The organism is Streptomyces sp. NPDC032126 (assembly GCF_055580085.1).
In genome coordinates this window covers 562,179-573,968 of record NZ_JBVIMA010000001.1, presented here as the reverse complement: position 1 = coordinate 573,968, position 11,790 = coordinate 562,179, and the positions used below count along the sequence as shown (strand labels likewise).

The window sequence follows — 11,790 nt, the reverse complement described above, 5'->3', positions numbered from 1 at the left end:
CCGTCATGCGCTGCCCGGACCGTGGAACGGCGCGGCGCGCTCGCGCCCGGAAACGGGTAGACCTTCCCTCATGACCCCTGTGGGCACCCGGCCGGAGCTCGCCGACCGCGTCCTCGGCGGCTGGCTCGGCCGGATCGCGGGCAACATGCTCGGCAAACCGGTCGAGCAGGGCGAGGTGTGGACGCGCGAGCGCATCGACCGCTATCTGCGGCAGGCCGGCGCCCTGCCCCTGACGGACTACCTGCCCGAGCCGCCGGACGAGGCCACCGCCGCCGCGCTGCGGCCGGAGTGGCGCCAGTGCGTGCGCGGCCGGATCCACGGCAGCTGCCGCGACGACGACGTCGACTACGCGATCCTCGGCCTGGACCTGCTGGAGACCCATGGATTCGGTTTCAGCACCGAGCAGGTCGGCGATCTGTGGCTGCTGCGGCTGCCGTTTCTGCAGACGTTCACCGCCGAGCGGGCCGCCTACCGCAACCTCGCGAACGGGCGGCGGCCGCCGCTGACGGCGACGTACGACAATCCGTACCAGGAGTGGATCGGCGCGCTGATCCGTGCCGACATCCACGGCTGGGCCTGGCCCGGAGCGCCGCGCCGGGCCGCCGCGTCGGCCCGCCGGGACGCCGTGCTGTCGCACACCGGCAACGGGGTGTACGGCGCGATGTTCGCGGCCGCGCTGATCTCCGCCGCGTTCACCGCGCCGGCCCTGCGCGACGCGATCGAGCAGGCGCTGGCCGTCGTCCCGGCGAGCAGTCGCCTGGCGCGGACCGTGCGCCGGGTGGTCTCGCTGCACGAGGCCCGGATGGCCTGGGAGGACACCCTCGCGGCGGTCGAGCAGGAGACGGCGGGGCTCGGCTGGATCCACACCGTGCCGAACGCCGCCGTCCTCACCGCCGGGCTGCTCTACGGCGACGGCGACTTCACCCGGACCGTCGCCCTCACCGTCCGCGGCGGCCTGGACACCGACTCCAACGGGGCCACGGCCGGCTCGGTGGCCGGGGTGTTCACCGGCGCTGCGGCGATCCCGGCGCGGTGGAAGGAGCCGCTGGAGGACACGGTGCGCAGTGCGGTGTTCGGCTTCGACGGGGTGTCGATCGGCGAACTCGCCGAGCGGACGCTGCGATTGGCGCTGAGGGAGACATAAAAGGCGCTGAGGGAGGCGTAGGAAGCGTCGACGGGGCGCGGGAAGCGTTGGCGGTGGGAGGGCCGTCGGGGCTGGTTACCCTTCGAGGATGACCACTCACGACTTCGCCGCGTACATCGCCTCGCTCCCCCGGGTGCTCGCCGGGGCCGCCGCCCTGTTCCGCGACGCCGAGGGACGGGTGCTGCTGGTCGAACCCAACTACCGCGACGGCTGGGGGCTGCCCGGCGGCACCATCGAGTCCGACTCCGGCGAGAGCCCGCGCGCGGCCGCGCGCCGCGAGACGCTGGAGGAGATCGGCCTCGACCGGGAGCTCGGCCGGCTGCTCGCCGTGGACTGGGTCCCGGGCACGAACCGGCCGCCGCTGGTGGCGTACGTCTACGACGGCGGCGTCCTCGGCGAGGAGGATCTCAAGGCGATCCGGCTCCAGGAGGAGGAGCTGCTGTCCTGGCGGCTGGTCGACCGCGAGGACATCCCGGAGTTCCTGCTGGGCTCCCTGGGCCGCCGCGTCCTGGCGGCCCTGGACGTGCTGGAGAACGGCACGGGCGCGGTGGAGCTGGAGGCCGGGCGGCGGGTGGGCTGAGGGCCTACCGGGGGCAGGACCGGGGCCGGTCTTTCAGCCCTCCGGGTCGCGGGGCCTGCTGTCGATCTCGCGCAGGGCCTCGTCGCGGGCGGCCACGCGCGCCTCGGTGCGGTGGCCGCGCTCGATGTAGTCGCGGACGGCGAGTTCCACGGCGTCCTGGGGGCTGCCCACTCCCGCGAGGACCATGACTTCGACGACGAGATCGGCGTCGAGGGAGACAGTGACCTTGGCCATGGCCGGACGTTAGCAGCCGCCGGGCTCTTCGGATATCCGTTCGCCCCACCCGGATGCCCCGGCCTACGCTCGACCTCATGACCAAGCCCCTCGTCGCCGTCCTGAGCGGCGCCGGTATCTCCACCGACTCCGGCATCCCCGACTACCGCGGGCCCAACGGACTGTGGCGGCGCGACCCGGAGGCGGAGAAGCTCGTCACCTACGAGTACTACATGGGGGATCCGGAGATCCGGCGCCGGTCGTGGCAGATGCGGCGGGCGAACCGGACACTGCGGGCCGAGCCGAACGCGGCGCATCGCGCCCTGGCCGAGCTGGAGCGGTCCGGGGTACCGGTGCGGGTGATCACGCAGAACGTGGACGGGCTGCACCAGCTCGCCGGGATGCCCGCCCGCAAGGTGCTCGAACTGCACGGCAGCGCCCGGAGTTTCGTGTGCACGAAGTGCCATGCGCGCGGGCCGATGGAGGATGCCCTGGCCCGCGTCGAGGCCGGGGAGACCGATCCGCCGTGCCTGGAGTGCGGCGGGATCCTGAAGTCGGCGACCGTGATGTTCGGCGAGCGGCTCGACCCGGTGGTGCTGGGTGAGGCGCTCGCCATCACCAAGGCCTGCCAGGTGTTCCTCGCCGTCGGCACCAGCCTCCAGGTCCAGCCGGCCGCGGGCCTCGCGGGCGTCGCCGCCGACCACGGCGCACGGCTCGTCATCGTCAACGCCGAGCCGACACCGTACGACGAGATCGCCGACGAGGTCGTCCGCGAGCCGATCGGCACCGCCCTGCCGGAACTGCTGCGCCGGCTCGGCCGGGAGGACGGCCAGGAGGGCGGCTAGGACCCGAGGAGGCGGCGCTTCTGTTCCTCGAACTCCGCGTCCGTCAGGATGCCTTGGGTCTTCAGGTCGCCCAGCTGCTTGAGCTGCTCGATCTTCGCGGTCATGTCGTCGGCGGGAGCGGCCGGCGGTGCCTGCGGGGTGGGGGGCGGGGCCGGGGGCGCCTGCTGCTGGTACGCCTGTTCTCTCTCGTAGTCCTGCTGCGCCCAGCGGCCGGCCTGGCGGCGCGAGACGCGGTTCGACACCGCCGTGGCGGTGCCGGCGACGACAGCGGTGCGGGCGACACCGCGAAGCAGTCCGGGCATGTCCCCTCATCTCCTCACCGGTCACGCAGGGGCTTCGGTGGCGTCCAGGGAGGCCAGCAGGGCCTGGACCGGGATACGGCCGCTCGCCACCAGCTGGGCCCCGCTACGCCGGAGCGCCCGCGCCAGAGGCGCCGCCCAGACGTTCTCGTAGACCAGGAGCGCGGCGGAGTTGCCCGGCGCGAGGACCGCGCCCGCCTCGTCGATGTCGTCCTGGCCCATGAGGCCCGAGGAGGCGCCCTCGAAGACGGACAGGTCCATCTCGCCCCCGACGTCGGTCAGCTCCATGGCGGAGACCGAGCCGTCCTCGTCCCGGCGGATGAACAGAAGATCGAGGATGCGGATGATGCCGCGATCGACCAGGTCGACCAGCAGGGGGAATCCCTCGCCCGTCATCCGGTTGCCGGGGAACTCGACGACCAGGTAGTCGACGGGACCCATCTCTTCCACGTCGTCACTCATGGTCACTCCTGAGTAGCGCGGGGGCGGCGCACGGCTCACGCCGTCTCGACGTCCATTGCACCATCGCGGTGAGGGCCGCGCATGTCGTGAGCCGTTCCTCTAGAAGAGAGCCGTTCCCCGTTCGAAGTCCAGCAGGCGCCGCTTGCGGTCCAGGCCGCCGCCGTAGCCGGTGAGGCCGCCGTCGGCGCCCACGACGCGATGGCAGGGGACGACGATGCCGACCGGGTTCCTGCCGTTGGCGAGGCCGACGGCGCGGGACGCCCCGGGATTGCCGAGGGCGTCGGCCAGTTCGCCGTACGTGCGGGTCTCGCCGTAGGGGATCCGCCGGAGCTGGTCCCAGACGGTGTGCTGGAACGGGGTGCCGGACAGCCGGAGTTCGAGGGTGAACTCCTTCAGCTCGCCCGCGAAATAGGCGCCGAGCTGTTCCTCGGCCTCGGGCAGGAGGGTGTCGTCGCGGGGGCCGAAGCTCTCCTCGGGCGGGCGGTGGCGCTGGCCGGTCATGTAGAGGCCGCACAGAACGCCGTCGTCGGCGACCAGGGTGAGGGGGCCGTACGGGCTGTCGACGACATGGTGCCGTTTCACTGAACGTCCTTACATCGGGAGGAAGTTGATCGGATGGTTGTCGGTCGCCCACAGGTACTGGACCGCGTAGGCCCGCCAGGGCCGCCAGGCCGCCGCGCGGGCGGTGAGGGCGGCGGGCGTGGACGGCAGGCCCAGCTCCCCCGCCGCGCGCCGGATGCCGAGATCGGTGGGCAGGAAGGCGTCCGGGTCGCCGAGGGCGCGCATCGCGATGACGTCGACGGTCCAGGGGCCGAAGCCGGGCAGGTCCAGGAGCCGGGCGCGGGCCTCGGCCCAGTCGCTGTCGGCGCCCAGGTGAAGGCTGTCGTCGGCGAGCCGGCCGACGAGGGTGGTGAAGGTGGTGCGGCGGGTGCGGGGCAGGGCGAGGGTCTCCGGGTCCAGTGCGGCCAGCGCCCGGGGGGTCGGGAAGAGGTGGGTGAGGCCGCCCTCGGGGTCGTCGACGGGCTCGCCGTGCGCGGTGACCAGGCGGGCCGCGTGGGTGCGGGCGGCGGCGGTGGAGACCTGCTGGCCGAGGACCGCGCGGACGGCGAACTCGGCCTCGTCGACCGTGCGTGGCACCCGGCGGCCGGGTGCCTTGTCGACGAGGGGCGCGAGCAGCGGGTCCGTGCGCAGCTGGTCGTCGATGGCGACCGGGTCGGCGTCCAGGTCGAGCATGCGGCGGCAGCGGCTGATCGCGACGGTGAGGTCGCGCAGGTCGCTGAGGGTGAGCCGGCAGGCGATGTGGTCGGGGTTCGGGGTGAGCGCGACGATCCCGTGCCCGTACGGCAGCCGCAGCGTTCGCCGGAAGGCGCCGTCCCGCCACTCCTCCACCCCCGGTACGGCGGTCGCCGCGAGGTGGCCGAAGAGGTTGTCGGGGTTGAGGGGGGCACGGAAGGGCAGGCGCAGCTGGAGCGTGCCCGGGGTCGTCGGGGCGGCGCTCTTCTTCGGCACACGGGCGCGCAGTTCGCTCGGGGAGAGCGCGAAGACCTCGCGGACGGTGTCGTTGAAGCTGCGGATGGAGGCGAAGCCGGCGGCGAACGCCACGTCCGCCATGGGCAGGGCGGTGGTCTCGATGAGGAGGCGGGCGGTCTGGGCGCGCTGCGCGCGGGCCAGGGCGAGCGGACCGGCGCCCAGTTCGGCGAGGAGCTGACGCTCGACCTGGCGGGTGCTGTACCCGAGACGGGCGGCGAGGCCGGGCACGCCCTCCCGGTCGACCACCCCGTCGGCGATCAGCCGCATGGCGCGGGCCACGAGGTCGGCGCGCTGGTTCCACTCCGGGGAGCCCGGACTGGTGTCGGGGCGGCAGCGCTTGCACGCCCGGAATCCGGCCTGCTGGCAGGCGGCCGCGCTCGGCAGGAACGTCATGTTCTCCGGCTTGGGCGGAACGGCCGGGCAGCTGGGCCGGCAGTAGATGCGGGTGGTCAGGACGGCGGTGAAGAACCAGCCGTCGAACCGCGCGTCCTTCGACTGCACGGCGCGCACACAGCGCTCGCGGTCGGCGTACATCCCGTTCTGCATGCGTCCAGCATTGGTCATGCGGCGGGGCGGGGCTGGCAGGAATGCGACATCGACCTGAGGGGACCTCAGGCAGTCCGCTCCCCGGGGACGGCCAGCGCCCAGATCACGAACACATCGATCGCCATCACCACGATCGACCAGACCGGCTCGTAGGGCAGGAACAGGAACTGGGCGACCAGGCTGAGGGAGGCCAGGAAGACGCCGGTGAACCGCGCCCAGGCGGCGTCCATGAGGACGCCCACGCCGGTGGCGGCGACCAGGGCGCCGAGAACCAGGTGGATCCAGCCCCAGCCGGTGAGGCTGAGTTCGTAGACGTAGGAGCCGATCCGGGCGTACACGTCGTCCTCGGCGATCGCCGCGACACCCTGGAGGACGGCGAGGACACCGCTGCACAGCATCAGGACGCCGGCGAACTCGACACGGTCGGTGTCCCGGCCGCCGGACCGGTCCGGGCGTCCGGGCGGCGGGGCGGTCCAGGGGGTGCCGATCTCGCTGTCGGGGTCGGATCCGCTGCTCATACGACCAGCACAGCCGGGCCGTACGGCTGCGGCGACCGAGGCGGGGCCGTTCGGGTGAGGACGTGGGTCCTCGTGCCGTACGGCCCCGCCGGTGGGTGGTCCGGCGTCGCCGCTACATGTTGATCATGTGTCCGGCGAGGCCGTGGACGGCCTCCTGGATCGCCTCGCCGAGGGTCGGGTGGCCGTGCACGTTGCGGGCCACCTCGTGGACGGTGAGGTCCCACTTCTGGGCCAGCGTCAGCTCGGGCAGCAGCTCGGTGACCTCGGGGCCGATCATGTGGCCGCCGATGAGCTCGCCGTACTTGGCGTCGCTGATCAGCTTGACGAAACCGGTGGTGTCCCCGAGGCCGTGCGCCTTGCCGTTGGCGGTGAACGGGAACTTCGCCACCTTCACGTCGTAGCCGAGTTCGCGGGCCTGGGCCTCGGTGTAGCCGAAGCTGGCGATCTGCGGCTGGCAGTAGGTGGCGCGCGGGATCATGGCGTAGTCCAGCTCCATGGTCTCCGCGTCGGCGATCGTCTCGGCGGCGATCACTCCCATCGCCTCGGCGCTGTGCGCGAGCATCAGCTTCGCGGTCACGTCACCGATGGCGTAGATGTGCGGGACGGACGTGCGGCAGCGGCCGTCGACGTCGATCGCGCCGCGCTCGGTCACCGTGACGCCGGTGTTCTCCAGGCCGTAGCCGGTGACGTTGGGGGCGAAGCCGATCGCCTGGAGGACCTTGTCGGCCTCCAGGATCTGCTGGGCGCCGTCCTTGCCGGTGACGGTGACCCGCACCTGCGGGCCGGACTCGTCGATGGCGTCGACCCGGGTGGAGGTGAGCACGTCGATGCCCAGCTTGCGGTACTGGCGGGCCAGCTCGGCGGAGACCTCGGCGTCCTCCAGGGGGGCGACGCGGTCCAGGAACTCGACGACGGTGACCTTGACGCCGTAGTTGTGCAGGACGTAGGCGAACTCGATGCCGATCGCGCCGGCGCCCGCGATGACGATCGACTGCGGGAGGTCCTCGGCGAGGATCTGCTCCTCGTAGGTCACGACCCGTGCGCTGCGCTTGGTGCCGGGCAGCAGCTTCGGGGTGGCGCCGGTGGCGATGACGCAGTGGTCGAAACCGATCGTGCGGGTGTCTCCGTCGTAGCCGGTGACCTGGATGGTGTGGGCGTCGAGGAAGGTGCCGCGGCCGTCGAACTCCGTGATCTTGTTCTTCTTCATCAGGTAGTGGACGCCCTTGACGCGGCCGTCGGCGACGCGGCGGCTACGGCGGTAGGCCTCCCCGTAGTCGAACGAGACCTGGCCGTCGACCTTGATGCCGAAGGTCTTCGCCTCGCGGGTGAAGATGTGCGCCAGCTCGGCGTTGCGCAGCAGGGCCTTGGTGGGGATGCAGCCCACGTTGAGGCAGACGCCGCCCCAGTACTTCTCCTCGACGACCGCGACGCGCTTGCCCAGCTGGGCGGCGCGGACGGCGGCGACATAGCCGCCGGGCCCCGCGCCGAGTACGACCACGTCGAATCGCTCGTCCTGCTCGACCATGGGAGGTCCTCTTCCCTCGGTTCTGTTTCCCGTTCCGGTTTCCCGTTCCGTGGGGGATTGTTCCGCTCCACCGCGCTCCCCGCCACAGAGATCATCGGGGTGTGGCGGAGATCGCCCCACGGCGGGCTACTCCTGGTCCGCCGTCGGTCGCCGCGAGGCGGCCGTCGCTCGGGCCACGTCCGTCAGGGGCCGCAGCCGGTAGGTGTAGGCGTAGTCGCGGTCGGCGAACAGCTTGTACTCGTCGTGGGTGTGGGCGCCCCAGCTGGTGTCGCCGCCCACGCCCATCTGGCGGTGGGCGAGCCTGAGGACGATCTCCTCGCGCGGGGTGAGCTGGTAGTCGTGGCGGGCGCCGACGGAGAGGTCCTCGGGGGTGAAGTGGGAGGCGTTGACCTCCAGCAGCGGCTCTCCGGTGGCGAGCAGGCCGACGCCGTCGTCGTCGGTGAGGGCGATCCAGCGCACATCGGTCTTGTTGCCGTTCTCCTGGGGCCGGATGTACGGCGTCCACTGCCCGGAGACGGTCCCGGAGTACAGGCCGACGTCGGTGCCGTCGTTGCGGTCCCAGTGGTTCTCCTCGGGGCCGCGCCCGTAGTAGTGCAGGTGTTCGAGGCGGGCGGGCAGATAGAGGAGGGAGCCGACCTCCGGGATGTACGGCAGGGTGGCCGCGCCCGGATGGAGGCTGTGGTCGATCTTGATCTCGGCGTTGCCGAAGACGGTATACGTCGTGCTGTACGCGGACGGCGTTGTCGTGGGCAGGGTGCCGGTGACCTCGATCCGGACGGCCCGGTCGCGCAGGGCGCGCACGCGCACGCCGGTCACGGTGCGGCGGGGTCCGGCGTCGCGCCAGGTGCGGTTGCGGGTGTGCTGGCCGTTGCCCCGGTCGTTGTCCGTGGGGGCCCGCCAGAAGCTGGGCTCGGGTCCGGAGACGATCAGGGGGACGCCGCCGGCCTCGTAGGAGGTGAGGACGCCGGTCCTCTTGTCGACGGTGACCGAGAAGTCGTCGCCGGACACGGTGACGGCCGTGGCGCCGTCGTCGTAGGTCAGGGCAGGAACGGCGCTCAGCGGTACGGGTGTCACGGCCGGGCTGCCCGCGTCGATCGGGAGCTGGGCGCGGGCCACCTCGAAGCCGGCCTTGGCCCAGGGGGTGGACTCCTTGGTGGTGAAGGACAGTTCCAGGAAGTACTCGGCGCCGGGGGCCGGGTCGGCGGGGAGCTTCACCGGCACGGTGACGCGCTTGTCCGTCAGCGGGGCCACGGCGAGCTGATCGCGCGTCAAACTCCCGCGCTGGACGGTCCTTCCGTCCTCGACGAGGGCCCACCTCCCGTCGAATTCCCTCAGGTCGGTGAAGAGGTACTCGTTGACGAGGGTGACCGCGCCGGGCGCGGTGCCGGCGACGACGTTGATCGCCTGGTAGATCCGCTTGATCTCGGCGGCCTTGCCGGTGTGGCCCCGGTCGGCGGTGATGATGCCGTCGGCGACGAAGTTGCCGTCGTTGGGATTGTCGCCCCAGTCGCCGCCGTAGGCGAGGAACGTCTTCTCGGCCGGCTCCCGCTCGGTGACCCGCGCGGTGGCCGCGTCGAACCAGAAGCGGACGCCGTCGTCGTCCGGCGCGCGGTCGTCGGAGGCGAGTTCGGCGGCGCTCAGGGCGCGGGCGTGGACCCGGGCGCGGCGGATGGTGCCGCTGAACTCCCGGACGGGGTTGTCGGTGTCGTTGCCGAGGGCGAGGGGCGCGGTGTTGACGCTCGGGCGGCGGGTGGTGGTGCGGGTGGCGCGCACGGTGCCGTCGACGTACAGGGTGAGGGTGCCGGCCTCCGCGTCGAAGACCCCTGCGACATGGTGTTCGCGGCCGGTCCAGTCGTCGGGCAGGGCCCAGCCGGCGGAGACCCACTGGCCGTCGCCGTGGATGAAGAACTCCAGTGTCCTGTTGGTCTGTTTGAGCGCGTACTGGGTGTCGCCCTTGGCGAGGACGGGCTGGTGGTAGCCGGTGACGCGGGGGGTGATCCAGGCCTCCAGGGTGAGGGAGCCGGTGAGGTCCAGGCCGGGATCGCGGGCGAAGACCGTGGCGCCGGAGACGCCCCGCTCGCGGTCGAAGCGGGCGGCGGAGGCCATCACCTCGCCGCGGAGCCCCGACGGGCCGGTTTCGGTGAGGAGTTGACGCTTCGGGGTGGGCCAGCTCAGCGACTGGTCGACGAAGTCCCAGATCCAGCCGCCCTGGAGGACGTCGTGGCGGCGGACGAGGTCCCAGTACTTCTTGACGTTGCCGTTGGAGTTCCCCATCGCGTGGCAGTACTCGATCATCACGTACGGCCGGGTGTCGGCGGTGTTCCTGGCCCGGGCCTCGACGGTGGCGGGGCTGTCGTACATCTCCGAGCGGATGTCGCTGACGGCCGGCCGGTCGTCGCCCTCGTACTGGACGACGCGGGTGGTGTCGTAGGACTTGATCCAGTCGTGCATGGCGACGAACGTGCTGCCGCCGCCGGCCTCGTTGCCGAGGGACCAGATGACGACCGAGGCGTGGTTCTTGTCGCGGTGGACCATGTTCTGGGCGCGGGCGACACAGGCGGCGCTCCAGTCGGCGTGGTCGCCGGGGTAGTCGCCACGGATGCCGTGCGTCTCCAGGTTGGTCTCGTCGACGAGATAGAGGCCGTACTCGTCCGCGAGTTCGAGCCAGACGGGGTTGTTGGGGTAGTGCGAGGTGCGGACGGAGTTGATGTTCATCCGCTTGATGATCCCGATGTCCTGGACCATGTCCGCGCGGGTGAGGGCGGTGCCACGGGCGGGGTGCATCTCGTGGCGGTTGGTGCCGCGGAAGGAGACCGGCCGGCCGTTGATGCGCATGAGGCCGTCCTTGAGGGCGAACTCGCGCAGGCCGACGCGGTGGGAGAGGGTCTCGACGACCGCGCCGGAGGGATCGCGCAGCTGGAGGACGGCGGTGTAGAGGTAGGGGCTCTCGGCGGACCAGAGGCGAGGGGCGGGGACGGCCTTCGCCGCGTGGACGGTGACGTCCTGACCGGCCGGGGCGGTGGCGAGGTCGACGGTCTGCCGCAGGGGGCGGGGCCAGACGGGGTGGCCGTCTGCGGTGTACAGCATGGTGTCGACGGTGTACCGAGTGGCGGCGGGGCGGCTCCGGTCGGGTGCATCCGGGCTTCCGGCCCCGCCGTAGTCCCGCACGCTCGCGGTGACCGACAGCTCGGCTGTCGTGTACCCGTCGCCCAGCGGAGTGTCCAGCTTGAAGTCGCGCAGGTGCACGGGCGGTGTGGAGTACAGGTACACCGAGCGGAAGATGCCGCTCAGCCGGAGCATGTCCTGGTCCTCCAGCCAGTCGCCGTCGGAGTACCGGTAGACCTCCACGGCGATCCGGTTGGTGCCCGTCGTGAGGTGCGGGGTGATGTCGTACTCGGCGGGGGTGTAGGAGTCCTCGTGGTAACCGGCCAGCTTGCCGTTGATCCACACGTAGTGCGCCGACTTCACGCCCTCGAAGTGCAGGAAGACCCGCCGTCCGGTCCAGCCGCGCGGCACGGTGAAGGTGCGGCGGTACTGGCCGACGGGGTTGTAGCGGGTGGGGGCGTTCGGGGGCCGGGGGTCCTCGCCGAGGCCGTTGGGGCCCCAGTAGGGGTAGGTGCTGTTGAGGTAGATCGGCACGTCGTGGCCGTGCAGTTGCCAGACGGAGGGGACCGGGATGGTCTCCCAGCCGCTGTCGTCGAGGTCGGTGCGATGGAAGTCGGGGTCCCGGTCGTCGGGGCGGTCGGCGTAGGCGAACTTCCAGGTGCCGTCCAGGCTCAGCCGGTGGGGCGAGCGGGTGCGGTCGGCGGCGAGGGCCTGGCCGAGGTCGCCGTACGGCATGAGCGTGGTGTGCGGGGGTTCGGTGCCGAGCCGGAAGAGGTCCATGTGACCGTTCCACTCCGGGGTGCCGTCCGCCGCGCCGGCGCGGGTGACGGAGTCGGACGCTCCGGAGAGGGCGAGCGCGCCGAGGACGGCGGCCGAACCCTCCAGGAGACGGCGGCGACTGACAACGGCCCGCCGGGGGCGGTCCGTCGGGTCCGGGGGCGACACGTGCGGGTGCGGCATGACCGTGACCTTCCTCGGGGCGTACAGGGCGGCTGCGCGAAGTGAGGGTGCGTCAGATCTTGT

General features: G+C 72.0%; 11 protein-coding genes. 3 read left to right on the top strand and 8 right to left on the bottom strand.

Annotation, left to right across the window (positions count from 1 at the left end):
- Positions 1-70 precede the first annotated feature (70 nt).
- Together ACZ5NW_RS02415 and ACZ5NW_RS02410 are read left to right on the top strand one after the other, a co-directional pair.
- Positions 71-1,144 carry an ADP-ribosylglycohydrolase family protein gene (locus ACZ5NW_RS02415; RefSeq protein WP_468741828.1) on the top strand — a complete coding sequence of 358 codons (1,074 nt, stop codon included), beginning with the start codon at positions 71-73 and terminating at the stop codon, positions 1,142-1,144.
- 88 nt (positions 1,145-1,232) lie between these two features.
- Positions 1,233-1,724 carry an NUDIX domain-containing protein gene (locus ACZ5NW_RS02410; RefSeq protein ID WP_468741827.1) on the top strand — a complete coding sequence of 164 codons (492 nt, stop codon included), beginning with the start codon at positions 1,233-1,235 and terminating at the stop codon, positions 1,722-1,724.
- A 33-nt stretch (positions 1,725-1,757) separates the two neighbouring features.
- Here the strand turns inward: ACZ5NW_RS02410 and ACZ5NW_RS02405 are convergent, their stop codons facing one another.
- Entirely contained in the window at positions 1,758-1,958 is a 201-nt protein-coding gene (locus ACZ5NW_RS02405; protein WP_468741826.1) for a type II toxin-antitoxin system VapB family antitoxin, read from the bottom strand.
- 77 nt (positions 1,959-2,035) lie between these two features.
- On the opposite strand from ACZ5NW_RS02405, the gene ACZ5NW_RS02400 reads away from it, so the two are divergent.
- Positions 2,036-2,782 carry an SIR2 family NAD-dependent protein deacylase gene (locus ACZ5NW_RS02400; protein ID WP_468741825.1) on the top strand — a complete coding sequence of 249 codons (747 nt, stop codon included), beginning with the start codon at positions 2,036-2,038 and terminating at the stop codon, positions 2,780-2,782.
- On the opposite strand, the gene ACZ5NW_RS02395 is transcribed toward ACZ5NW_RS02400, so the two are convergent.
- The 7 genes from ACZ5NW_RS02395 to ACZ5NW_RS02365 all read right to left on the bottom strand — a co-directional run bounded on the left by ACZ5NW_RS02395 (position 2,779) and on the right by ACZ5NW_RS02365 (position 11,727).
- Positions 2,779-3,084: an SHOCT domain-containing protein gene (locus ACZ5NW_RS02395; protein ID WP_468741824.1), complete on the bottom strand. Its 306-nt coding sequence runs from the start codon at positions 3,082-3,084 to the stop codon at positions 2,779-2,781. The two genes, ACZ5NW_RS02400 and ACZ5NW_RS02395, sit on opposite strands and share 4 nt — an antisense overlap.
- Positions 3,085-3,105: 21 nt before the next feature.
- Positions 3,106-3,543 carry a DUF6325 family protein gene (locus ACZ5NW_RS02390; RefSeq protein ID WP_468741823.1) on the bottom strand — a complete coding sequence of 146 codons (438 nt, stop codon included), beginning with the start codon at positions 3,541-3,543 and terminating at the stop codon, positions 3,106-3,108.
- Positions 3,544-3,642: 99 nt separating this feature from the next.
- Complete coding sequence (locus ACZ5NW_RS02385; RefSeq protein WP_468741822.1) at positions 3,643-4,125, bottom strand: methylated-DNA--[protein]-cysteine S-methyltransferase; 483 nt, start codon at positions 4,123-4,125, stop codon at positions 3,643-3,645.
- A 9-nt stretch (positions 4,126-4,134) separates the two neighbouring features.
- A complete protein-coding gene (locus ACZ5NW_RS02380) occupies positions 4,135-5,607 on the bottom strand; it encodes an AlkA N-terminal domain-containing protein (RefSeq protein WP_468742961.1) in 1,473 nt (490 codons plus the stop codon).
- Between the two features lie 77 nt (positions 5,608-5,684).
- On the bottom strand, positions 5,685-6,137 hold the full coding sequence (locus tag ACZ5NW_RS02375; protein ID WP_468741821.1) for a DUF7144 family membrane protein: 453 nt from the start codon (positions 6,135-6,137) through the stop codon (positions 5,685-5,687).
- Between the two features lie 112 nt (positions 6,138-6,249).
- On the bottom strand, positions 6,250-7,662 hold the full coding sequence (gene lpdA / locus ACZ5NW_RS02370; RefSeq protein WP_468741820.1) for a dihydrolipoyl dehydrogenase: 1,413 nt from the start codon (positions 7,660-7,662) through the stop codon (positions 6,250-6,252).
- Between the two features lie 126 nt (positions 7,663-7,788).
- Positions 7,789-11,727 (bottom strand): glycoside hydrolase family 2 TIM barrel-domain containing protein, encoded by a 3,939-nt coding sequence (locus tag ACZ5NW_RS02365; RefSeq protein ID WP_468741819.1) that lies wholly within the window; start codon positions 11,725-11,727, stop codon positions 7,789-7,791.
- Positions 11,728-11,790: the final 63 nt, after the last annotated feature.